The following is a 23,348-nucleotide window of genomic DNA, read 5'->3' on the forward strand; positions in this document are numbered from 1 at the left end:
GAAAAAGCGGAATGTACTCGTGGTACATGAGCATTTTGAGCTTGGTTTCAACGCCCATTTCTACCCATCCCGCCGACGCGCGGCAGATCGTAAACAGGTTCTTAGAGCCTGTTCAAAGTCTCGCGAGCAAGAGCGAGACGAGGCGAAAACGAGCGAAAAAGCGGAATGTACACATGGTACATGAGCATTTTTAGCTTGTTTTTAACGCCGTATCGCCGAAGCGCAGCAGACTTTGAACAGGTTCTTAGACCTCAGACCTCAGCCCGGACGGCCCGGCTTGGTGCAGCCCGCGTCCTTGTAAGGCTGGTTGCTGAACTGCACCCAACCCGGTCCCAGGGAGAATTGCGAGCAAGCAAGCTTGCCGTCCACCTTGCTTTGCCACAAATACCAGGGCGCCGGCGCGGCCAAGGTCAGCAGGGGGAAGGACAAGGCCGCCAGGGTCAGAACAGTTTTGCGAATCATCATGCATACCTCAGGACAAAGTGAAGGACACCACGGCCAAGATGGAGTGGCCAGGCGGAAAAATGCCATGACAATATACCGAATCATACTGTTGGCATAAAGCGCCGCCTGCCACTTTGCCTGGAAGGCGGTGTCATGCCCTGCACGCAGCCTCTTGACTAGCACGCAGCAATAGGGGCGCCGCGGCGCCCCCGTCCTCCTGCTTGCGCCCGGAATGGCGCACTCTGCCCTGGGCCGGAGCCGTCGGCAGCAGCCCCCGATCAGCCTGGGCGACCTTGAACGCGGCAGCCCGCGTCTTTGTAAGGAATGCTATTGAGCAAAACCCAACCCGGTCCATAGGAGAATTGCGAGCACACCAGATGGCCGTCGGACTTGCTTTCCCATAGGTACCAAGGAGCCATGGAAGCAAAAGCCATCCAGGAAACGCTCAGACCCGCCACCAGCAGCGCAAATTTACGTACCGTCATACACACCTCTCGATAATTATTTATCATTAATTAACAATTAAAAAATGCAAAAACAATATACACAAAACTCTGCGCCAAATAAATTCTTCGTCATATATTTGGCAGTATTACCAAGCCAAATAAAATCAGCTAGCACGAATAAACTGCAAAAATTAACGGATGGGCCGTTTCAAGCGCGGCTGATAAGCCTCAAAGTGTTACCATTAGCATGGTAAACTTGCGAAATCTGCATATTTATCCCGATTGTCATTCCTTGCCGCCCATCGCGGCACAGGGACGGCCGTCCGCGTTCCGCCGCCAGGCTTGAGCGATTTCGTCATCACCTTCCCCCATCCAGCCAGAAGGAGCTTGCACTTGGACACCTTAAACTCACTCATCCTGGCCGGCTCGCTGGTATTCCTCGCCAGCCTGGTGGTGTCCTCGATCGCCTCCCGCTTCGGCGCGCCGCTGCTGCTGGTCTTCCTCGCGCTGGGCATGCTGGCCGGCGAGGATGGCCCCGGCAAGATCGTGTTCAGCAATTACCAGCTCAGCTATGTGGTCGGCACCATCGCCCTGGTGGTGATTCTGTTCGACGGCGGCCTGCGCACGCGCCAGGACAGCTTCCGCATCAGCCTGAAACCGGCCGGGGTGCTGGCCACGCTGGGGGTGCTGATCACCACGGCGGTGACCGGCCTGTTCGCCGCCTGGGTGCTGAAGCTGAGCTGGCTGGAGGGATTGCTGATCGGCGCCATCGTCGGCTCCACCGACGCCGCCGCGGTGTTCGCCCTCCTGTCCGGCCGCGGCCTGGAAATCAATCGCCGCGTCGGCAGCGCGCTGGAAATCGAATCCGGCAGCAATGATCCGATGGCGGTGTTCCTGACTTCGGCGCTGATCGGGGTGTTGGGCCAACAGGGTCAGGACGCCGGCGTCGCCGCCATGCTGTGGCTGTTCGTCAAGCAAATGGGCCTGGGCGCGCTGGCCGGCTGGGGCGGCGGCAAGGCCATGGTCTGGCTGTTCCAACGCCTGGGTCCGCGCGGCGCGATGCTGGCGCTGTTCAGCCTGGGCACCGCCGGCGCGCTGTTCAGCCTGACCACGGCGGCCGGCGGCAGCGGTTTCCTCGCCATCTACCTGGCCGGCATCGTGGTGGGCAACGCCCGGGTGGCGGACCTGCCCAATCTATTGAATATCCACGACGGCTATGCCTGGCTGGCCCAGGTCACCATGTTCCTGGTGCTGGGCTTGCTGGTCACGCCGTCCAATCTGCTGCCGGTGGCGCCCTATGCGCTGGCGATCTCCATCGTGCTGATGCTGGTGGCGCGGCCGCTGGCGGTATGGCTGTGCATGCTGCCCTTCCCGGTGCCCAAGGCGGAAAAGCTGTTCATGAGCTGGGTGGGCCTGCGCGGCGCGGTGCCGGTGATTCTGGCCATTTTCCCGCTGATGGCGGGGCTGCCCAATAGCCAGCTATTCTTCAACGTGGCTTTCTTCGTGGTGATGATGTCGCTGCTGTTCCAGGGCTGGACCATCGCGCCTCTGGCGGAAAAGCTGAAGCTGAAATTGCCAGCGCGGCCAGACGTGGAGCACCGGGTGCCGGTGGTCAGCGGCCAGCAGGCCCGCTACGAGGCCGCTTCCTGCCTGGTGCGCGCCGATAGCCCGGCCGAAGGCCAGCTGGCCGGCGAACTGGCCTTGCCCGCCGGAGTGAGGCTGGCGGCGCTGTACCGCGAGGAGTTGCCGCTGGAGCCGGCGGCCAGCCAGACGCTGCGCGCCGGCGACTGGGCCTGCCTGATCGGCCCCGGCCCGGCGCTGGAAACCGCCGGCGAGGCCTTCCACCCGCCCGGCGACGATCCTTACTACGGTTACTTCACCGTGTCCGGCCAGGCGCGGCTGGCCGATCTGGCCGACAGCTACGGCCTGAATCTGAGCGAACGCGACCGCGCCGCCAGCATCGCCGAATACTGCAAGCGCGCCTGCGGCTATCCACTGGTGGCCGGCGACGTATTGCGGCTGGACCGCCTGGAGATGGTGATACGCGCCGCCGCCGACGGCCAGGTCAAAAGCGTGGGCCTGCGCTATTTGAAATCACAATAAGGCTTTGCGCTCCTTGGCGCCGCGCCCGGCCCAGTCGCAGGCGAACTGCCAGGCGACACGGCCGGAGCGGCTGCCGCGCAGATGGCTCCAGTGCAGCGCGGCCTTTTCCGCCTCGGCGTCCAGCTTCAGGCCGAAATGCGCCAGCCACTCGGCCGCCGCCGCCAGGTAGGCGTCCTGATCGAAGGGATAGAAGGACAGCCACAAGCCGAAACGATCGGACAGCGACACCTTTTCCTCTATCGCCTCGCCCGGATGGATTTCGCCGTCCTGCACCCAACCTTCGCGGTTTTCGCTCATTTTCTCCGGCATCAGATGACGGCGGTTGGACGTCGCGTACACCAAGACATTGTCGACGCGGCGCGCCAGGCCGCCGTCCAGCGCGGTCTTCAGCGCCTTGTAGGCGTCGTCGCCCTGCTCGAAGGACAGATCGTCGCAGAACAGGATGAAGCGCTCCTTGCGTCCGGCCACCATCTCGACGATGCGGTTCAGATCGCCCAGCTGCGCCTTGTCCACCTCGATGATGCGCAGGCCCTTGGCGGCGAACTCCGGCAGCAGCGCCTTGACCAGCGAGGATTTACCGGTGCCGCGCGCGCCGGTGAGCAGCACATTGTTGGCCGGCCGGCCCTTGACGAACTGGCGGGTGTTGCGCAGCAACTGCGCGCGCTGGGCGTCGATATGGGTCAGCCGTTCCAGTTCCGGCGCGTGCGGCTCCGCCACCGCTTCCAGCCAGCCGGCCATGCCCTGGCGCTGCCAGCGGAAAGCCAATGCGTTCCAATCCGGCTCCGGCCGCGCCGGCGGCAGCAAGGGCTCCAGGCGCGCCAGCATGGCTTCGGCCCGGGCCAGGAAGGCTTGCAACTGCTCCATGATTTCCCCCTCGATGCGAAACGACAAAAACAAACAGCCTGGCAGAAAGCCGCCAGGCTGTCGATGCTCGCGGACGCGGCCGGACTCAGTCCGCCAGATGTTGGAACAAGGGCGTGGACAGATAACGCTCGCCAAAGGAGGGAATCACCACCACGATCAGCTTGCCGGCGTTTTCCGAACGCTTGGCCAGTTCCAGCGCCGCCCACACCGCCGCGCCGGAGGAAATGCCCACCAGCAAGCCTTCGCGCGCGGCCACCGCGCGCGCGGTTTCCATCGCGTCCTCGTTCTTCACGCGGATGATTTCATCGTAAATATCGGTATTGAGGATGGCGGGCACGAAGCCGGCGCCTATGCCCTGGATAGGGTGCGGGCCCTTGGCGCCGCCGGACAGCACCGGCGAGGCGTCCGGCTCCACCGCCACGATCTGCACACCGGGCTTGCGCGCCTTCAGCACTTCGCCCACGCCGGTGATGGTACCGCCGGTGCCGACGCCGGCGACGAAGATGTCGACCTGGCCGTCGGTGTCGTTCCACACTTCCTCGGCGGTGGTGTTGCGGTGAATGGCCGGATTGGCCGGGTTCTCAAACTGCTGCGGCATGAAATGGCTGTCCGGATTCTGCTCCACTAGCTCGCGCGCCTTGGCGATGGCGCCGCCCATGCCATCGGGGCCCGGGGTCAGGATCAGTTCGGCGCCATAGGCGCGCAGCAGCTGGCGGCGTTCGCGGCTCATGGTTTCCGGCATGGTGATCACCAGCTTGTAGCCGCGCGCGGCGCAGACCATGGCCAGACCGATGCCGGTATTGCCGGAAGTGGGTTCAACGATGGTGGTGTCCGGGCCGATCTTGCCGGCCTGTTCGGCGGCGTCTATCATCGCCACCGCGATGCGGTCCTTGACGCTGTGAGCCGGGTTGAAGAACTCCAGCTTGGCCACCACGGTGGCGCCGCAACCATCGCTCACCCGGTTCAGCCGCACCAGCGGGGTGTTGCCGATCAAATCCGTCACTGCATTGGCAATTCGCATCTTTATTCTCCACAGACAGTTTTGAAGAAAACCATATTACCCAGCATCATAAACAAGCCGTACGGCGATGCTAAATATTGTTTGCTTATAATCGGCAAACTTGGCAGTCTCAGCCGGCCGCGCCCTGGCACCGCCATGGCCGCGACGGCAAAACCGCTACACTGAAACCAGTGCCCATCACCCGCAGACCGAGGTCCACTCCCCACTTATGCCGACACAGGAAACGCTGATCCCGCTCACCGGCTGGCGCCGCAAGCTCTACATCATCATTTACGAGGCCGATACCCGGCTGGGGCGCATCTTCGACCTGGCGCTGATCATCGCCATCCTGTTGTCGGTGCTGACGGTGATTTTGGAGAGCGTGCAAAGCATACAAGCGGCCTGGGGCGCCCAGCTCAAGATTCTAGACTGGTGTTTCACCATTCTGTTCACTATCGAATACGCATTGCGGCTGATCTGTATCCACAAGCCGATGCGCTATGTGAAAAGCTTCTTCGGCGTCATCGACTTGATGGCGGTGCTGCCGCTCTATCTGGGATTGTTCATCCCGGAAAGCCGCTTCCTGGCCGATATCCGCATCCTGCGGCTGCTGCGCATGTTCCGCATCCTCAAGCTGACGCGCTATATCGGCGAGGCCAGCGAGCTGAAACGGGCGATGCTGGCCAGCCGCCGCAAGATCACGGTGTTCCTGGTCACCGTGGTGCTGCTGGTGGTGATCCTGGGCACGCTGATGTTCGTGATCGAAGGGCCGGAGCACGGCTACACCAGCATCCCGGTCAGCATTTACTGGGCCATCGTCACCCTGACCACGGTGGGCTTCGGCGACATCACGCCCAAGACGCCGCTGGGCCAGGCGCTGGCCAGCGTGGTGATGATCACCGGCTACGGCATCATCGCGGTGCCCACCGGCATCGTCACCGCCGAAATCGCGCGCGGCAGCGGCGCCAAGAGCAAGACAGCGGAGGCGGTGTCCGGCACCCGGCTGTGCCCGCACTGCTTCACCGAGGGCCACGACTGGGACGCGCGCTTCTGCAAACACTGCGGCGGACAGTTGCCGCGTCCGTCCAAGGGCGAGGTCAGCTAGCGCCGGCCAGCAACTGCCGATAACGGCCAGCCATCGCGTCGTCGAAAGCCACCAGCAACACCCGCCTCAAGCCATGCGGTTCGCGCGCCAGCCAAGCGCGCACCGTGTCCACCGCGATGATGGCGGCCTGCCGCTGCGGATAGCCGTAAACGCCGCAACTGATCGCCGGGAAGGCGATGCTGTCCAAACCATGACGCGCCGCCAGTGCCAGGCTGTTGCGGTAGCAGGCGGCCAGCAGCTCCGCCTCGCCGTGGGCGCCGCCCTGCCACACCGGGCCCACGGTGTGGATCACACAGCCGATGGCCGGCGGTCAGCTTGGCCTCGCCGACGCGGCAGCCGTGCAAATTCCGGCATTCCGCCAGCAGCTCCGGCCCGGCGGCGCGGTGGATGGCGCCGTCCACGCCGCCGCCGCCCAACAGGCTGGTGTTGGCGGCGTTGACGATGGCGTCCAGCGCCAGCGTGGTGATGTCGCCCTGCCATGCCGACAATTCGGTCTTCGCTTCCATCGCTTCCCCCTTATTTATCCATGCCGCCATTATCCGCCCGCCGACGCCAGGCGCAAAAAAAGCCGGCGGATGCCGGCTTTTTCCTTTTCTGCCTTTAAGCAGGGTTGTTCAACAGCGAATTGCGCCGCGAATAGCCAAAATACACCACCAGGCCGATCAACAACCAGGCCATGAAGCACAACCAGGTCAGCAACGACAGCTGAGTCATCAGGAAGCCGCAGCACAAGATGGCCAGCGTCGGGATGTAAGGCACGCCTGGGCAGACGAATTTGCGCGGCAGATCGGGCTCGCGCTTGCGCAGCACGATCACCGACAAGGCGATCAGGGTGAAGGCGGCCAGGGTGCCGATGTTCACCAGTTCGGCCAGGGTGTGCAGCGGCACGAAGCCGGCCAGCAAGGCGATAATGGTGCCAATCAGCCAAGTGGCCTTGTACGGGGTGCCGTACTTGGGGTTCACCTCGGAGAAGATCTTGGGCAGCAGGCCGTCGCGCGACATCGCGAACAGGATGCGGGTCTGGCCGTAAGTCATCACCAGGATCACCGTCATCATGCCGAGAATGGCGCCCAGGTCGACAAAGCCGGCGAACCAGTCCAGCTTGGCCACTTGCAGCGCCAGCGACACCGGATGGTCTACGCCGGCGAACTGCATATAAGGCACGATGCCGGTCATGATGGCGGCCACCACCACGTAAAGCAGCGAGCACACGCCCAGCGACCAGATCACCCCGCGCGGGATGTCCTTGGCCGGGTTCTTCACTTCCTCGGCGGCGCAGGTCACCGCGTCGAAGCCGATGAAGCTGAAGAACACGATGGCGGCGCCGTGGAACACGCCGGAGAAGCCGAAGGGCAGCGCCGGCTGCCAGTTCACCGGCTTGACATGCCACACGCCGATGCCGATGAACAGCAACACCACGCCCACCTTGATCAGCACCACCACATTGTTGACGCGCTTGGATTCCTTGATGCCGAAGGCCAGCAAGGCGGTGATCACCATCGCCACGCAGAAGGCCGGCAGATTGAACAGCGTCTGCTTGCCCGGCAGCGAGCCGGCGGCGGCGGTCAGGTATTCAGGCAGGGTCACGCCGAAGCCGGACAGCAGGCTCTGGAAATAACCGGACCAGCCCACCGACACCGCCGACGAGGCCAGCAGGTATTCCAGCAGCAAGTCCCAGCCTATGATCCAGGCTATCATCTCGCCCAGCGTCGCATAGGCATAGGTGTAAGTGGAGCCGGAAACCGGCAGCATGGAAGCGAACTCGGCATAGCACAGCGCGGCGAAACCGCAGGCGAAGGCGCTGATCACGAAGGAAAGCACCAGTCCGGGGCCGGCCACCGTGGCGCCGGTGCCGGTCAGCACGAAGATGCCGGTGCCGATGATGGCGCCGATGCCGAGCATGGTAAGGTCGAAAGCGGAAAGCTCCTTGCGAAGCCCACGCGAGGTCTGAGCGGTAGCCAGCATTCCCTGGACGCTCTTTTTGCGCATCAAACTCATTTGTTTCACTGTCCCGTAACGGCCGTCCGGTACAACGACAAAGCGCCCGCTGTCCCGGCGGGCGCTTCATACTCGGATGGGGCCTGTATGATCTGTTGTGTCCTCTCCCCCGCTGTCCTGTCCGCCGCTGGCTTTAAATTAGACGCCATAACAAGGACTTGCCATTGTCGAGCGCGGTGCTTAAGCCACCGATCCACGCAGTTCATGCCGGAGAAGAATGCGATAGTACCGCAGGGCCGGCCGTCGGCAATACGGGAAACCCCATATAGCCCGCCATTATCAAACCCTGCATGTCATCATAGCGCAAAACAAATCATGGCAATGGCATCAAATCTATCAATTTGCGCGCGGCGTTCTCCAATTGCTGACGGCCGTTGTCGCCGTCGTCCAATTCCTGCTGGCCCTGCCACAGCACCGCGCCGTCGGCGCTATTGACCACCTCCAGCGCCAGCGTGCGCACGGTGCGCACCTGATAGTCCGGCGACCAGTACATGCCGCCGCCGTAGCGCCAATCGCGCCAGCCGCCGGCGTACCAGCCATCCGCCGGCCAATACACCTGGCGCTGCTGGCCTTGCTTGAAGCACAGCTTCCATTGCGGCCGCGCCTCGTCCACCACCGCCCCCTTCAACACCAAGCGGTCCAGCAGCCACTCGCGCATGTCCACGCCGGCGCCGGCCGATGGCAGGCAGCTCAGCCCCACCGTGCTCGCGCCGGCCCAGGCCGGGACGGCCGCCAAGCCGGCCAACAAGGCCGCGGCGCCCCAATTCTTCGGTTTCATGATGTCAATTCCAATAAGCCTCATCAGCATAGACTGACCGTAAATAATCGACGAAGTGCCGCACTCGCGCCGGCAGCAAGCGGCGCTGCGGCACCACCGCGCACACGGGATAGTCCGGCGTGGAGAATTCGTCCAACACCGTCACCAGCCGGCCGTCGGACAGATCGTCCTTCACCTCCCACAGCGAACGCCAGGCCAGGCCCAGGCCCTGCAGCGCCCAGTCATGCAGCACCGCGCCGTCGTTACACTCCAGCCGGCCGCCGACGCGCAGGTTCACCGCCTCGCCGTCGCGGCGGAACGCCCAGCCGCGGCTCTGGCTCTCGCCCAAGGACAGGCAGTTGTGCTCAGCCAGGTCCTCCAGCCGGCGCGGCAGGCCGTGGCGCGCCAGATAGGCCGGCGCCGCCACCACCACGCGGCGGTTTTCCGCCAGCCGGATCGCCACCAGCGAGGAATCGGCCAGGTCGGAGATGCGAATCGCGCAATCGATGCGGTCGCGCTGCAGGTCCACCAGCCGGTCCGACAGATCCAGCGTCACCTTGACGTCCGGATGGCGTAATTGAAAGCCGGCGATATGCGGCGCCACGTGCTTGCGGCCGAAACCGGCCGGCGCCGACACCCGCAAATGGCCGCGCGCGCGGCCGCTGCCGGAAGCCACCGCCGCCTCGGCGTCCGCCAGATCGGCGAGGATGCGCTGGCAATCCTCGTAAAACGCCGCGCCCTCCTGGGTCAGCGCCAGGCTGCGCGTGCTGCGGGTCAGAAGCTTGACCCCCAGCCTCTCCTCCAGAGCGTCGATGCGCCGGCCGACGATGGCCGGCACCACGCCCTCCTGGCGCGCGGCCGCCGACAAGCTGCCCTGCGTCACCACCGCGACAAAGGTCTCCAACTGTTTCAACATCCGAGCCGCCCCACGATTAGCTAACAAAAAGTAAAAGATGATATGTCTATATATGCATTTTTTTTTACGCTTTGCCTAGCTAGACTAGCCTGGTCCCGTTTCACCGTCCCAGGCCCGGACGCGGGAGCGCCTGTCCCGGCGCATCCGCGCCACCCTATATTCAAGGAGTCCCGCCATGGCAGCAACGCTTCCCCAGGGGATGGAAATCCTCGCCCCGCTCACCCCGGCCTATGCCGACATCCTCAGCCACGACGCGCTGGCCTTCGTCGCCAAGCTGCACCGCCACTTCGAACCGCGCCGCCGCGAGCTGATGGCCGCCCGCGCCGCGCGCCAGAACGAGCTGGACGCGGGCAAGCTGCCGGACTTCCTGCCGGATACCGCCGCCATCCGCGCCGGCGACTGGAAGATCTCGCCGCTGCCGGACGACCTGCTGGACCGCCGCGTGGAAATCACCGGCCCGGTGGACCGCAAGATGATGATCAACGCGCTCAATTCCGGCGCCAAGAGTTTCATGGCGGATTTCGAGGACTCCAACTGCCCGAGCTGGGACAACCAGATCAACGGTCAGATCAATGTCCGCGACGCCTACCGCAAAACCATCTCCTTCGCCAACCCGGACGGCAAGCAATACCGGCTCAACGCCGACACCGCCACCCTGCTGCTGCGCCCGCGCGGCTGGCATTTGATGGAAAAGCACGTCAAGGTGGACGGCGACATCGTCTCCGGCGCGCTGTTCGACTTCGCCCTGTCCTTCTTCCACAACATTGCCTATCTGCGCAGCGTGGGCAGCGCCACTTATTACTATCTGCCCAAGATGGAAAGCCATCTGGAAGCGCGCTTGTGGAACGAGGTGTTCGTGTTCGCCCAGAACGAGCTGTCCATCCCGCAAGGCACGATCAAGGCCACGGTGCTGATCGAAACCATACTCGCCGCCTTTGAAATGGACGAGATTCTGTACGAATTGCGCGAGCACAGCGCCGGCCTCAACGCCGGCCGCTGGGACTATATTTTCAGCTGCATCAAGAAATTCCGCCAGAACCGCGACTTCTGCCTGGCCAACCGCGCCCAGATCACCATGACGGTGCCCTTCATGCGCGCTTACGCGCTGCTGCTGCTGAAGACCTGCCACCACCGCGCGGCGCCGGCGATAGGCGGCATGGCGGCGCTGATTCCGATCAAGAACGATCCGACGGCCAATGAGAAAGCGCTGGCCGGCGTCCGCGCGGACAAGGAACGCGACGCCGCCGACGGCTACGACGGCGGCTGGGTGGCCCACCCCGGCCTGGTGCCCATCGCCGCCGAGGCCTTCGGCAAGGTGCTGGGCGACGCGCCCAACCAGATCGCCAAGCAGCGGCCGGACGTTCAGGTCGGCGCCGCCGAACTGCTGGACTTCCGCCCGGATGCGCCGATCACCGAGGCCGGACTGGCGATGAACATCAACGTCGGCATCCAGTACCTGGGCGCCTGGATTTCCGGCAACGGCTGCGTGCCCATCCACAATCTGATGGAAGACGCCGCCACCGCCGAAATCTCCCGTTCGCAGATCTGGCAATGGATACGCAGCCCCAAGGGCGTGCTGGACGACGGCCGCAAGGTAACAGCGGAACTGTTCCGCCAGCTGCACGCGGCGGAGGTGGCCAAGCTCAAGGCCGAATACGGCGCGCGCTGGACCCGCCAATACGACGACGCGGCCGCGATGTTCGACCTGCTGACCACCTCGGACGATTTCGTCGAGTTCCTGACGCTGCCCGGTTACGAATACCTGGCTTGATGCCAGGCAGGAATCCCGACGACATATTGTCGGGATTTGTCAGGCTGGCTGCGTAGCTTTGCGGATTGAAGCCCATGGACAACGGCCCTATGATGGGCCGCTTGTCATAATTCACACTGCAAAGCGCATCCGCCTCGGAGCCTGTTCAAGCTCTGGCTTGCGCCCACGCGCGCATCCGTCGCGCGGTGGCTTTTGAACAGACTCCTACATGCAAAGCATCCTCGACTTCCAGGCCACCGTGCTCAGCACCACCGGCTACGGCATCGTGTTGACCGCCGTCACCACGATGTTCTGGCTGCGCAAGCGCGGCGAGCACGCCTTTCTCTATTTCGGCATCGCCGGCGGCTGCATCAGCCTGGGCGGCATGTTCAGTCTCTTGCCCATCGGCTTGCCGCCGTGGCCGCAACTGGTGTTCAACAATCTGCTGTGGATGCTATTCCATCCCCTCGCGCTCTGCGGCATCCGTCAGCTCAACGGCAAAAATCCGCGCGTCTGGCAAAGCCTGCTGCTGGTGGCCGCCGGCATGGCCACCTATCTGCAGGCCGGCCCGGCCGATATGGGACAGCGCACCACCGCGGTCTGCTTGGTCTACCTGATCGCCTGGTTGCTGACCGCGCGCGAGCTGTGGCCCGGCCATTCGCGCATCGCCGGCGCCGGCCGCAAGATGGCGCTGACGGTCTGCCTGCTCTACGCCTTGCTGGCGCTGGCGCGCATCGTCCACGCCGGCTGGGCCGGCGCCGTCTATGACGCCGCCGCGATGCGCTTCTCCATGTTCAGCTCGCTGGGCATGCACTGGCTCAGCTTCAGCTTCATCCTGTGCGCGCTGTACATCTGCTACGAGCGCGCGCTGGAGCATACTCAGCACCAGGCCAGCCACGACGGCCTGACCAATCTGCTCAATCAGCGCGGCTTTCGCGAACTGGCCGAGGCCGCCTACCGGCGCTCCTGGCGCGAGCGCAAGCCGCTGGCGCTGCTGCTCTTGGACGTGGACCACTTCAAAAGCATCAACGACCGCTACGGCCATCAAAGCGGCGACCTGGTGCTGCGGCAATTGGCGGACTGCCTGCGCCACCAGGCGCGCGCCGACGATATCGTCGGCCGCTACGGCGGCGAGGAATTCGTGATGCTGCTGCCGCGCACCGGCCTGCACGCCGCTCACGAAGCCGCGCAGCGCATCATGCGCGCGATCGCCGAACTGAGCCCGCAGCCCTCGGCCGCTGCGGCGCCGCTGCGCATCAGCGCCAGCATAGGCATCGCCAGCACCAGCCAGCAGCCCTACGACAGCCTGTCCAGCTTGTTCCTGGCGGCGGACAGCCGGCTGTACCAGGCCAAACGCAATGGCCGCAACCGGATAGAACTGGCCGAAGGGTAGTATGCCGTCGGAAACTTTTCTCGGGCATGATGGGCCTACACACTGCAAATCGGACTTTTCCGATCAAGACAACAATTTCATGGGAATGAACACATGAACAAACCAACTCTCTTGCTTGCCAGCCTTGGAACCCTGTTCGCCGTCAGCGCCGCCCCGGCGCTGGCCGAGAGCACCCAGCTCAATCTGTCAGCCAGCGCGCAGCGCGAAGTGGCCAATGATCAAATCAGCGCCACCTTCTACCAGCAAATGAGCAACACCCAGCCGGCGGTGCTGGCCGATAGGCTTAACAAGGCCGCCGCCCAAGGCATCGCGCTAGGCCGCAATTACGCCAAGGTGCAGCTGTCCAGCGGCGGCTACAACACCTGGCCCAATTACGATAAGAACGGCAAGATCCAAAGCTGGCAAGGCCGGGTGGAAATCCAGCTGAAGAGCCGCGACTTCGCCCAGGCCGCGGAATTGATGGCCAAACTGCAACAGAATCTGCTGCTGCAGGGTCTGCAATTCAGCGTGTCCGATCAGGCGCGCAAGGAAGCCGAGCAAAGCATGCTGCCGGAAGCCATCGCCAACCTGGAATCCCAGGCCAAGGTCGCCGCCAAGGCAATCGGAAAAAATGTCAGTAATATCAAGGAATTGGACATTGGCAGCCAATCACCCATCTTCCGTCCGCCTATGATGATGAAGGCCGCCGGCATGGCCGCCAACGCGGAAGTGGCGCAGCCCGATCTGCAGCCTGGACAGTCCCAACTGCAACTGCAAGTCAGCGGCAAGGTGGAGTTGAAGTAAGCCTTCCAGCCGCCTCGGCATTGCGCTAAAGTAGTCGCTCGCCGGATCGCATCCGGCGAGCATTTCGCCTGCCATCATCCAGATCGATCCGAAACATGAAACTCATCGTCTCCTTGACCAGCCCCTACGCCCGTAAGGTGCGCATCGTTCTGGCCGAAAAGAAAATAGATTGCCCGCTGGAGGAGGACGTGCCGTGGAACGCGGATACCCGCGTCGGCGACTACAATCCTCTGGGCAAGGTGCCGGTTCTGGAACTGGATGACGGCTCGACGCTGTACGACTCGCGCGTCATCGCCGAGTATCTGGACAATATCTCGCCGGTGTCGCGCATCCTGCCGCAGGAAAACCGCCTGCTGATCGCCACCCGGCGCTGGGAGGCGTTGGCCGACGGCATCGTCGACGCCGCGGTGGCCATCGTGCTGGAAAAGCGCCGCCCGGACGACAAGCAGATGCCCGAGGTGATCGCGCGCCAGCGCGGCAAGATAGATCGCGGCCTGGCCGCGCTCGCCGCCGACCTGGCCGACCGCCAGTGGTGCAACGGCGTCGGCTACAGCCTGGCCGACATCGCCGTCGGCGCCTGCCTGGGCTATCTGGACTTCCGCTTCCCGGAAATAGACTGGCGCGACAGCCATCCCAATCTGGCCAGCCTGCTGGAACGGCTGATGACGCGGCCGTCCTTCGCCGACACCCTGCCGCCAACCGTCTGAACCGCATTGCCATCAAGAAAAACCGGGCTTAGGCCCGGTTTTTTCATGTCGCTTCGCCGCGCGCTGGATCGGCAATCCGCTCTCAGAGCCTGTTCAAAGTCTCGCGAGCAAGAGCGAGACAAGGCGAAAACGGCTGAGAAAGCGGAGTGTACATTCGGTACATGAGCATTTCGAAGCGGTTTTCAACGCCGTATCGCCGAAGCGCAGCAGACTTTGAACAGGTTCTCAGACCGGCCGCGGCGCCAGCATGATGATGGCCATCCCGCACAAGGCCACCGCCGCGCCGGCGATATCCCAGGCGCTGGGCCGCATGCCGTCCACCAGCCACAACCACAACAAGGCCACCGCCACATAGACGCCGCCGTAAGCGGCATAGACCCGGCCCGCCGCCGCCGGATGCAGGCTGAGCAGCCAGACAAACAGCATCAAGGCCAACGCCGCCGGCAACAACAGCCACCACGGCCCCTCCTTGCGCAGCCACAACCAGGGCAAATAACAGCCGACGATTTCCGCCACCGCGGTCAGACCGAACAACAACAATAATTTCACGACATTCAACATGAGGTCTCGCTGCGCGCCGGCTTCAAATCAGGCCGGCGGCGATATTGATCATCAAGGCCAGCACCGTGGCGTTGAAGAAAAAGGACAGTACGCAATGCAGCGTGCCCACCTTGCGCAGCGCGCTGGTGGTGTAGCTGACATCGGCGGTCTGGCCGGAGGTGCCGATGATGCAGGCGAAATAGAGGAAATCGCCGTAATCCGGCTCTTCCTTGCCGGGAAACTCCAGGCCCGGCGGCAGGCCGCGCGCATGGGCGGCGTAATAGCTGCGCGCATAATGCAGCGCGAACATCACGTGGATGAAGGCCCAGGAAGAAAAGATGGTCAGGATGGCCAGCAGAATGTGGCCGGCGCGACGCCAGCCGTGCAGGTCCTTCACCACCGCCAGCTCCATCACGATGGCGGCCAGGCTGGCCAGCGCCGCCAGAATCACCAGCGTCATCACCAGCGCCTGCCCCTCGTCTTCCAGCTTGGCCCAGTGCCGGATCTGCTGCCTGCCCTCGCTGAACATCATCCAGCCCACCAAGGCCAGATAAAGCAGCACGCCGACATTCCACGCCACGATGTAGCGAGTGATGTCCTGCAGCGGCATCAACCACGGCAATGCCTGCAGGGCCAGCAGGCCGACAACGGCGGCGCCCACCAGTCGCGGACGGGCCAGCAGCATGCGGGCAGGGGCGAAACGACGAGCAGCGCGTAACAGGGCGGACATGGCGGCTAAGCTCTCTTGAGAGTGGACCAGCGCCCAGTGTACCCATCCGGGCGGGGACGGCAAGCCCCCGGCGTCAGGGCGCGGCGATGGGAGCGAAGCGGCGGACGAACAGGCGGCGGAACACCTCGAACTCCCCTGGCCGCAAGGCCAGCCGGCATTGCTTGCCGTTCCGCGTCTCGGTCAGCGTCTCCTCGGTCAGCACTCGGCTGCCTTCGGCGGTCAGCAGCGCCATCAGCCGGCTCTTGTTGAACGGCGAGCGCGGGTCCTCGGCGATGCGGCGCTGGATCTCGCTCAGCGCGCCGCAATCGGCGATCTCGTCGTCCAGATCGAAGCCGTAGGCGATCTGCCAGCGCTCCTCGGCCGCCGGCCGCCGTTCCAGCTGCGCGAAGCCGGCGCCGGCCGGCCACGCCACCCGGTAGGCGCCGTTGGCGGACACCACGGTCTCGCCGCACAAGGGCACCATGCGCATAGGCTGTTTGAGGCCGAAACCGCAATCGAGCAGATAGCCCTGCTCCTGGTGCCACAGCAGGATGGCGACGTGAGTGCCGACCAGCGGCAGCCAGTCCTGCTTGTCCTCATCGAACACCGTGGCGCGGATCAGGCTGGCTTCCAGACCGTTGCGGCGCAGGAATAGATAGAGCAAGGGATTGAGCTCGTAGCACAGGCCGCCTTCGTCGCGCAGCGCTATTTTCTCCAGCAGCGCTCGCTCGCTGAGCGCCTCCGGCTCGCCGTCGAACAACTTCAAGTTTTCGAACGGCAGGCTTAGCGCCACTTCGCGCAATAGGGCGTCGATCTCGTCGAACTGCAAGGGGCGCCGCGCGTCCCAGCCGATACGGGCTCGAAACAAGGCATCGATGTCCGGCATAGTCCCTCCCGTCTAGCGTCAGACAGGCCAATCTAACAGCCGCCGGACGGGATCGACAGATCAATTATCCGGGCGAGACATTCAAAAAATTTGAATGTCCATGCCCGCCACGCTTATACGCCGCTCACCACCAATGCTCAAGTTGCACGCCAAAACTGGAACCGCTGAGCGCGCCGCCAAAGGCGCCATCCCCGGCCAGCGCCGAGCCGGGCGCGGCCGCTTGCTGGGCGGCGCGGTTCCAACGCGCATAGGTATAGTAGAAACGCAGTTCCGGCCGGCTCCAGAACGCCTTATCCAAGGCCAGCGTCGGCGCGATGGTGAATTTGCTCAAGGTGCGGACCTGGCCATCGGCGGCCTTGACCCGGTCCACGCCCACTTCGGTGACCAGTTTGAAGCGCTCGCCAAAGGCATAGACCGGGCGCGCGCCGGCCGACCACCAGGTCTGCCCGCCGTCCGGCCGCGCGTCGCGCTGCCAGGCCAGCATCAGCTGGCCGCCGAATTCCCGCGTCGCTTGCCAGTCCAGCGCTTCCACCAGCCGGCTGCGGCGTGTGCCGCTGTCGCTGACGAGGCCGCCGGTGCCGCCCAGGCCGGTTCCCGGCCCGACGCCGTATTGCAGCGCAAACAGATTGCGGCCGCCCAACACGCCCTTTTGCTCATGCAGCGCGCTCAGCGACCAGCCGCTGTGCGCGTCCGCCACCTGGCCGGCGCGCTGGATGTAGCTGAGGCCCAGGCTCAATTCGCCGCCGGGATTGACGGCGATGCCGCCCAGTTGCAGATCGTGCTTATTGGCCTGGTCCGCCTGCCCCCAGTTGTCGTTGCGCGAGAAGGCGTAGCTGAGCTTGAGATCGCCGCCCAGGCGGTAGTCCTCCAGGCCGAAGCCGGTGCCGCTGGGGTTCCAGAAATAGAAATCGGCGATATGCACGTCGTGGCGCTTGTAATAGCGGCGGCCGGCCCACAGCGTGGCCCCGTTCAATTGTGGGATATCGCTCCATTTGGCATAGGCCTGCGGCAAGCGGACATTGCCGTTGTCGCCCTGGAAGGTCGGCGCGCGGCCATAACTATTGTACAAGCTGGCCATGCCCACCACGCTGATCTTGCTGCCGTTGTCGGCCTGGAACAGCTGCTGGCCCAGCTCCAGCTCGGCGTACTGCTCGCACTCATTGCCAAGCCGGTACTTGGTTTCGGCGCCGGCCAGTTGGAAGCAGCTCTGCTTGCCGCCGCTGTCGGCGCCTCCGGCGCCGAGGCGGAGATAGCCGTGGAAATCCAGCGCCTGGGCGGCGGGGGCCGCCAGCAAGGGAACGGCCAAGCCCAGCAGGACCAGGCCGCGGTATGTAAATCGCGTCATTGCATCTCTCTCCATTTCCCTTGTGTTTTGGGCAAAGCACGGCCTACCGGCCGGGAATGCCGGCAGGCCGCAAGCGGGCCGGAGCCCACCGATCAGCACAGTTCTCAGAACAATTCGGCGCGGTAGAGCAAGGATTCGTAAGGCCGCAGGCGCGCCCGGGCCGGGTGCGCCGCCGCGTCGGCGTAATTGGCGCACAGCAGCTGCCAGCCATGATCCGCCGTCAGGTATTCGGCCGGCGGCGAGTAGTCGCGCTCCTCGGCGCTGAAATTGCAGATCACCAGCAGTTTTTCCTGCTCCGCCGCGCGCGCGTAGACCCACAGCGCCGGATCGTCCGGCGTCAGACAGTGGTAATCCCCATCGCGGAACACCGGATAGCGCTTGCGCAGCGCGATCAGGCGCCGATAGTGATGCAGCACCGAGTCCGGGTCGCGGCGCGCGGCGGCAACGTTGACCGTCGCCGCGTCCGGCGCCAGTCCTATCCACGGCACGCCACGCGAGAAGCCAGCGTGGCGGCTGTCGTCCCATTGCATGGGCGTGCGCGAGTTGTCGCGCGATTTCTGCCGGATCGCAGCCATCGTCTCGGCCTCGCCCAGGCCACCGGCGCGCAGCCGATGGTAGGCATTGCGCGTTTCCACGTCGCGGTAGGCGTCGATGTCGGCAAAGCCGGGGTTGGCCATGCCGATCTCCTCGCCCTGATAGATATAGGGCGTGCCCTGCAAGCCATGCAGCGCGGTGGCCAGCATCTTGGCGGACTCCACGCGGTAGCGGCCGTCGTCGCCAAAGCGCGACACCACCCGCGGCTGATCGTGATTGCACCAGAACAGCGCGTTCCAGCCGCCGCCGGCGTGCATGCCGCTCTGCCAATCCGAGAGGATGCGCTTGAGCGCGATGAAATCGAAACGCGCCGCGCGCCACTTCTCGCCGCCAGGGTAATCCACTTTCAGATGATGGAAGTTGAAGGTCATCGACAACTCGCGCCGCTCGGGGTGCGAATAGGCGACGCAGTGTTCCAGCGAGGTGGACGACATCTCGCCCACCGTCATCAAATCGCGGCCGGCGAAGACTTCGCGATGCATCTGCTGCAGATATTCGTGCACGCGCGGGCCGTCGGTGTAGAAATGGCGGCCGTCGCTATCGTCCTCGGAGAAAGCCGGGTCCTTGGAGATCAGATTGATCACGTCCAGCCGGAAGCCGGCCACGCCCTTGTCCGCCCAGAAATTCATCATTTCGAACACCGCCCGCCGCACCTCCGGATTGTCCCAATTCAGGTCCGCCTGAGTCTTATCGAACAGGTGCAGATAATACTGGCCGCTGGCCGGGTCCAGCTCCCAAGCCGAGCCGCCGAACTTGGAGCCCCAGTTATTGGGCTGGTCGCGCCAGATGTAGAAGTCGCGGTAGGGGTTGTTCCTGCCCTGCAGCGCCTGACGGAACCACGGATGCTCGGTGGAGGTGTGATTGACCACGATGTCCAGCATCACGCCGATGCCGCGCAGCCGCGCCTCGGCCAGCAATAGTTCGAAGTCGGCCATGCTGCCGTAGGCGGGATCGATGGAATAGTAGTCGCTGACGTCATAGCCGTTGTCGTGCTGCGGCGAGCGGTAGAACGGCGTCAGCCACAGATAGTCCACCCCCAGCCAGGCCAGGTAGTCCAGCTTGTCCGCCACGCCCAGCAGATCGCCGGTGGCCGTGCCGTGATGGCTGTGGAAACTCTTGGGATAGATCTGATACACCACTGCGGATTTCAAATTCTTGTTCATCACAGGGCTTTCTCGCTCAGCACCGCTTGCGGCTGGCGGCGCGCCAGCGCCCATGTCAGCGCGAACGGCGCTACCAGGGCCACCACGGTGCCGACCAGGAACATCGGTATCTGCTGCGGAATGATGGAAATGAAGGCCGGCAAGCCTCCCACCCCTATCGCCGACGCGCGCACATGGCTGAGGGTGATGGTGGCCGCCGCCAGCGCCGAGCCAGCCAGCGCCGCGTAGAACGGCAGCTTGTAACGCAGATTGACGCCGAACATCGCCGGCTCGGTGATGCCGAAGAAGGCGGAAACCGCCGAGGTCGACGCCATATTCTTCTCATTGGCGGTGCGCGCCTGCCAGAACATCGCCAGCGCCGCGCTGCCCTGGGCGATATTGGACAGCGCGATCATCGGCCAGATGAAGGTGCCGCCCTGATTGGCGATCAATTGCAGATCCACCGCGATGAACATATGGTGCATGCCGGTCAACACCAGCGGCGCGTACAGAGCGCCGAACAGCATCGCGCCCAGCAGCGGCGCCAGGTTGAACACATAGACCAGGCCATCGGTGATGGCGATGCCCAGGTGGCGCGCCACAGGGCCGATCACCGCCAGCGCCAGCGCGCCGCTGACCACGATGGTGACGATGGGCACCACCAGCAGCTGGATGGCGTTGGGCACCCGCGGCCGCAGCCACAGCTCCACCCGGCACATCACCCAGGTGGCGGCCAGGATCGGCAGGATCTGGCCCTGATAGCCCACCTTCTCGACGCGGAACCAGCCCAGCACGTCGAAATACGGCACGCTGGCGCCGCCCAGGCCAGCGGCGGCCTGGCCGTAGTTCCAGGCGTTGAGTAGGTCCGGATGCACCAGCAGCAGGCCCAGCACGATGCCCAGCACCTCGCTGCCGCCGAAGCGCTTGGCCGCCGACCAGCCCACCAGCGCCGGCAGGAACACGAAGGAGGTGTTGGCCATCATATTCAACAACCCCCACACCCCGCTCAGGCCCGGATAGGCGTCCAGCAGGCTCTTGCCTTCGATGAACATGCCCTTGGCGCCCAGCAGATTGTTCAAGCCCATCAGCAGGCCGGCCACGATGATGGCGGGCAGGATGGGCATGAACACATCGGAGAACACCTTGACCAGCTGTTGCAGCCGGCCCTGCTTCTGATCGCCGCTGGCCTTGACCTCGGCCACGGTGGCGCGCTGCAGCGCCGCCAGCTCGATCAAAGATTGATACACCCGGTCCACATCGCCGGAGCCGATCACGATCTGGAACACGCCACCATGGCTGAACTGTCCCTTGATCAAGTCCACCTGGCGCAAGGCCTCCAGGTCCACCCGGCTGTCGTCCTTCAAGGACAGCCGCAGCCGGGTAATGCAATGCGCGGCCTGCTGGAGGTTGTCGCGGCCGCCCACCGCGGCGAGTATCCGCGCGGCGATGCTGTGGTAATCGTGGCTCATCTGTTTAATCCCTGCGTCTCCCGGTCTGCGGCGGTGCCGCAGCGCCTGTTATCGAGTCCGGCGCCGATTTTGGCAAGCGCGCCGGCCATGACGGCACCCTAACTCGTACAGATAAGTTGCGTCAACACTCGTACAGACGAGTTTGCGGAAAATCAGAATATTCTCAGCGCCAACGCAACAAGGGCGATGGCGCGGCCAACGGCAAAAGGGAGGGAATGGCGAACGGCACAAAGCCGCGCCGCGGCCGGGACGCCGCGGCGGAATGGGACGCCGGCCGCTTATTTGCGGCGGGCCACGTCGGAGAAGAAGAATTTATCCAGCCGGTGGCGAGACTCGGTGTATTCGAACTGACGGCCATCGTAGAGATGAGTGTGGTTCTTGACCACGATCACATGGTCCATGCCGTTCAGGTCCAGGTAGCGGCGGTCATCCTCGCTGCATGGCTGCGCCTCTATCACCCGCTGCGCATAACTGATGTTCAGGCCCAGCCGGCGCTCGATGAAGTCGTAGATAGACCCGGCGGCGGCTTCGCGATCCAGGCCCGGCACCAGGCTGGCGATAAAGTAATTGATGTCCAGGATCACGTTTTCATTGTCGATATTGCGCACCCGCTTGATCTTGAGCAGCGGGGTTTTCTCGCGCACGTCCAGCAGCCGCGCCAGTTGCGCATCGGCCGGCACCGTCTCCATCTCCGCCACTCGAGAGCTAACTCGGCGGCCCAGATGCTGGTGAGCCTCCTTGAAGCTGACGATGCCGCTGAGCTGGAACTCGATATTGCCGGAGCGCAGCACGAACACGCCCTTGCCGTGGATCTTCTGCACATAGCCGCGTTCCTGCAGCATGTCCACCGCCTTGCGCACCGTGCCGCGGCTGGCCTCGTAGCTGTGCATCAGCTCGGTTTCGGAAGGAATGCGGTCGCCCTGCTGATAACGCTGGTTGTCGATGTCGGCGACGATGTCGGAAAAGATTTGGCTGTATTTGTTCACGGCGTGGATTCGGCAAGATCGGCGGAGCGCCCCAGCCCGGCAGTCTGCCTCAAGCGCGGGCGGCGCGCCAGCCCGCGCCCGGCCCATTCTTCCGCCAGGCGCAACACAGCATTACCCGCCGCGGGGATTCCGCCGGCCACCGGCGCGGCGCACACTGGCCGCCTTCCCTCACCAGACAGGAACATCCTCATGCACGCACCAGAACTCCGCCCGCCGCTGCCGCCCTTCGATCGCGACAGCGCCATGCTCAAGGTCCGCCTGGCCGAAGACGGCTGGAACAGCCGCGATCCGGCCCGCGTGGCCCAGGCCTATACCGAGGACAGCCAGTGGCGCAACCGCGCCGAATTCCCGCGCGGCCGCGCGCAGATCATCGAGTTCCTCAGCCGAAAATGGCGGCGCGAACACGAATACCGGCTGATCAAGGAATTATGGGCCCACGACGGCGCGCGCATCGCGGTGCGCTTCGCCTACGAATGGCGGGACGAGAGCGGCCAGTGGTTCCGCTCCTACGGCAACGAGAACTGGGAGTTCGCCGCCGACGGCCTGATGCAGCGCCGCTACGCCTGCATCAACGATCTGCCCATCCGCGAGGACGAGCGCCTGTTCCACTGGCCGCTGGGGCGCAGGCCGGACGGTCATCCCGGCCTGAGCGAGTTGGGCTTGTAAACAAGATCTAGGCGGCCCTCACTCGGCGAAACAGCCATCCTCCAACAACATGTCCTCGAAGAAAGCGCCGAAGGGCCGCGACGGATGGCGGATGTGGATTTCCAGCACCCACAGCATGCGCGCCGGCGTGAAGTCCACCTCCGCCAGCGGCCCGTCATGGATGGCCGCGTGCGGGAAGTCCGCCAGCCGGTGGCCGGACAGGTCCAGGTTCAGTTCCCAGCCACGGCCGGCGGCGCAGGCCTCGGCAAAGCGGTACAGCTCGCGCCCGCTACAGCCCTCGCTCGCCCATTTGCGCCTCACCTCGTGGAAAATGGCGCGGGCGTCGCCGGCGCAACGCGCCATTTCCGGATCGGAGCCGGTGACGAAACTGTCGCCGCCGTCGCCCTCCCACTGCTTCCATACCGGGCCGATGTCGATGAAGAAAATATCGTCCTCGCCCAGGCGCACGCCAGGATCGGACGCCGCGCCGAAAGTCTTCAAGGTGTTGCGGCCAAAGCGCACGTAGACATCGTGCCAGCCGCGCAACATGCCGCGCTCGGCCAGGATGTCCTTGGCCAGCTCCACCGCGTCCTCTTCCAGCATGCCCGGCCGCATCGCCGCGGCGATCAAGGCGATCGCCTGCCGGGTCATGTCGCGCACCGCCATCAATTGCTGCGGATCGAAGGCCGGGCCCACGCCCTCCAAGTCTGATTGTTCAATGCTTGCTGCCATTTCATGCTCCTTTGTTGAATGCGGACAGGCGGTC

22 protein-coding genes and 1 pseudogene are annotated in these 23,348 nt (G+C 64.2%); 8 read left to right on the forward strand and 15 right to left on the reverse strand.

Going from position 1 to position 23,348, the window contains the following annotated elements; translation table 11 throughout:
• The coding region (locus ACE3QM_RS07160) for a hypothetical protein (RefSeq protein ID WP_374421201.1) at nt 1-184 on the forward strand (184 nt) is incomplete at its 5' end.
• Between the two features lie 74 nt (nt 185-258).
• Here the strand turns inward: ACE3QM_RS07160 and ACE3QM_RS07165 are convergent.
• The gene (locus ACE3QM_RS07165; protein ID WP_374421203.1) at nt 259-465 is read right to left on the reverse strand and encodes a hypothetical protein; all 207 of its coding nucleotides are present in this window, start codon (nt 463-465) and stop codon (nt 259-261) included.
• Between the two features lie 818 nt (nt 466-1,283).
• On the opposite strand from ACE3QM_RS07165, the gene ACE3QM_RS07170 reads away from it, so the two are divergent.
• Nucleotides 1,284-2,993 carry a potassium/proton antiporter gene (locus ACE3QM_RS07170; RefSeq protein WP_048408759.1) on the forward strand — a complete coding sequence of 570 codons (1,710 nt, stop codon included), beginning with the start codon at nt 1,284-1,286 and terminating at the stop codon, nt 2,991-2,993.
• Here the strand turns inward: ACE3QM_RS07170 and ACE3QM_RS07175 are convergent.
• Both ACE3QM_RS07175 and cysK read right to left on the reverse strand, forming a co-directional pair.
• Entirely contained in the window at nt 2,985-3,857 is an 873-nt protein-coding gene (locus ACE3QM_RS07175; RefSeq protein WP_048408758.1) for an ATP-binding protein, read from the reverse strand. The two genes, ACE3QM_RS07170 and ACE3QM_RS07175, sit on opposite strands and share 9 nt — an antisense overlap.
• 85 nt (nt 3,858-3,942) lie before the next feature.
• The gene (gene cysK, locus ACE3QM_RS07180) at nt 3,943-4,878 is read right to left on the reverse strand and encodes a cysteine synthase A (protein ID WP_374421205.1); all 936 of its coding nucleotides are present in this window, start codon (nt 4,876-4,878) and stop codon (nt 3,943-3,945) included.
• 208 nt (nt 4,879-5,086) lie between these two features.
• Between cysK and ACE3QM_RS07185 the strand changes: the two genes are divergently transcribed.
• Nucleotides 5,087-5,962: an ion transporter gene (locus ACE3QM_RS07185; RefSeq protein ID WP_048408756.1), complete on the forward strand. Its 876-nt coding sequence runs from the start codon at nt 5,087-5,089 to the stop codon at nt 5,960-5,962.
• On the opposite strand, the pseudogene ACE3QM_RS07190 reads toward ACE3QM_RS07185, so the two are convergent.
• The 4 genes and pseudogenes from ACE3QM_RS07190 to ACE3QM_RS07205 all read right to left on the reverse strand — a co-directional run bounded on the left by ACE3QM_RS07190 (nt 5,955) and on the right by ACE3QM_RS07205 (nt 9,633).
• Nucleotides 5,955-6,468, reverse strand: a pseudogene (locus ACE3QM_RS07190) (O-acetyl-ADP-ribose deacetylase). The gene ACE3QM_RS07185 and the pseudogene ACE3QM_RS07190 sit on opposite strands and share 8 nt — an antisense overlap.
• 94 nt (nt 6,469-6,562) lie before the next feature.
• Nucleotides 6,563-7,927, reverse strand: coding sequence for an amino acid permease (locus tag ACE3QM_RS07195; RefSeq protein WP_269326035.1), 1,365 nt, complete (start codon nt 7,925-7,927; stop codon nt 6,563-6,565).
• 346 nt (nt 7,928-8,273) lie between these two features.
• On the reverse strand, nt 8,274-8,738 hold the full coding sequence (locus tag ACE3QM_RS07200) for a DUF4136 domain-containing protein (RefSeq protein ID WP_374421208.1): 465 nt from the start codon (nt 8,736-8,738) through the stop codon (nt 8,274-8,276).
• 4 nt (nt 8,739-8,742) lie between these two features.
• Entirely contained in the window at nt 8,743-9,633 is an 891-nt protein-coding gene (locus tag ACE3QM_RS07205; RefSeq protein ID WP_048408752.1) for a LysR family transcriptional regulator, read from the reverse strand.
• A 175-nt stretch (nt 9,634-9,808) separates the two neighbouring features.
• On the opposite strand from ACE3QM_RS07205, the gene aceB reads away from it, so the two are divergent.
• The 4 genes from aceB (at nt 9,809) to ACE3QM_RS07225 (ending at nt 14,266) form a co-directional block, all read left to right on the forward strand.
• Complete coding sequence (gene aceB, locus ACE3QM_RS07210) at nt 9,809-11,404, forward strand: malate synthase A (RefSeq protein WP_374421210.1); 1,596 nt, start codon at nt 9,809-9,811, stop codon at nt 11,402-11,404.
• 208 nt (nt 11,405-11,612) lie between these two features.
• Nucleotides 11,613-12,776, forward strand: a complete 1,164-nt coding sequence (locus tag ACE3QM_RS07215; RefSeq protein ID WP_374421212.1) for a GGDEF domain-containing protein — start codon at nt 11,613-11,615, stop codon at nt 12,774-12,776.
• A gap of 93 nt (nt 12,777-12,869) precedes the next feature.
• The gene (locus ACE3QM_RS07220) at nt 12,870-13,559 is read left to right on the forward strand and encodes an SIMPL domain-containing protein (protein WP_374421213.1); all 690 of its coding nucleotides are present in this window, start codon (nt 12,870-12,872) and stop codon (nt 13,557-13,559) included.
• 95 nt (nt 13,560-13,654) lie between these two features.
• Nucleotides 13,655-14,266 (forward strand): glutathione S-transferase, encoded by a 612-nt coding sequence (locus ACE3QM_RS07225; protein WP_374421215.1) that lies wholly within the window; start codon nt 13,655-13,657, stop codon nt 14,264-14,266.
• 225 nt (nt 14,267-14,491) lie between these two features.
• Here the strand turns inward: ACE3QM_RS07225 and ACE3QM_RS07230 are convergent, their stop codons facing one another.
• The 7 genes from ACE3QM_RS07230 to treR form a co-directional block, all read right to left on the reverse strand.
• On the reverse strand, nt 14,492-14,827 hold the full coding sequence (locus ACE3QM_RS07230) for a YnfA family protein (protein ID WP_048408748.1): 336 nt from the start codon (nt 14,825-14,827) through the stop codon (nt 14,492-14,494).
• A 22-nt stretch (nt 14,828-14,849) separates the two neighbouring features.
• A complete protein-coding gene (locus ACE3QM_RS07235) occupies nt 14,850-15,536 on the reverse strand; it encodes a DUF1345 domain-containing protein (RefSeq protein ID WP_231463068.1) in 687 nt (228 codons plus the stop codon).
• A gap of 73 nt (nt 15,537-15,609) precedes the next feature.
• The gene (locus tag ACE3QM_RS07240; RefSeq protein WP_374421219.1) at nt 15,610-16,401 is read right to left on the reverse strand and encodes an arylamine N-acetyltransferase; all 792 of its coding nucleotides are present in this window, start codon (nt 16,399-16,401) and stop codon (nt 15,610-15,612) included.
• Between the two features lie 124 nt (nt 16,402-16,525).
• A complete protein-coding gene (locus tag ACE3QM_RS07245; RefSeq protein ID WP_374421221.1) occupies nt 16,526-17,746 on the reverse strand; it encodes a maltoporin in 1,221 nt (406 codons plus the stop codon).
• Nucleotides 17,747-17,850: 104 nt separating this feature from the next.
• Complete coding sequence (gene treC, locus ACE3QM_RS07250) at nt 17,851-19,503, reverse strand: alpha,alpha-phosphotrehalase (RefSeq protein ID WP_374421222.1); 1,653 nt, start codon at nt 19,501-19,503, stop codon at nt 17,851-17,853.
• A complete protein-coding gene (gene treP, locus ACE3QM_RS07255) occupies nt 19,503-20,951 on the reverse strand; it encodes a PTS system trehalose-specific EIIBC component (RefSeq protein WP_374421224.1) in 1,449 nt (482 codons plus the stop codon). Before treP ends, treC begins: the two co-directional genes overlap by 1 nt.
• 278 nt (nt 20,952-21,229) lie before the next feature.
• The gene (gene treR, locus ACE3QM_RS07260) at nt 21,230-21,937 is read right to left on the reverse strand and encodes a trehalose operon repressor (RefSeq protein WP_374421226.1); all 708 of its coding nucleotides are present in this window, start codon (nt 21,935-21,937) and stop codon (nt 21,230-21,232) included.
• A 189-nt stretch (nt 21,938-22,126) separates the two neighbouring features.
• On the opposite strand from treR, the gene ACE3QM_RS07265 reads away from it, so the two are divergent.
• Entirely contained in the window at nt 22,127-22,603 is a 477-nt protein-coding gene (locus ACE3QM_RS07265) for a nuclear transport factor 2 family protein (RefSeq protein ID WP_048408741.1), read from the forward strand.
• Between the two features lie 18 nt (nt 22,604-22,621).
• Here the strand turns inward: ACE3QM_RS07265 and ACE3QM_RS07270 are convergent, their stop codons facing one another.
• Nucleotides 22,622-23,314 (reverse strand): M24 family metallopeptidase, encoded by a 693-nt coding sequence (locus ACE3QM_RS07270; RefSeq protein WP_374421229.1) that lies wholly within the window; start codon nt 23,312-23,314, stop codon nt 22,622-22,624.
• Nucleotides 23,315-23,348: the final 34 nt, after the last annotated feature.

Source organism: Chromobacterium sp., assembly GCF_041912965.1.
Lineage (GTDB): Bacteria > Pseudomonadota > Gammaproteobacteria > Burkholderiales > Chromobacteriaceae > Chromobacterium > Chromobacterium aquaticum.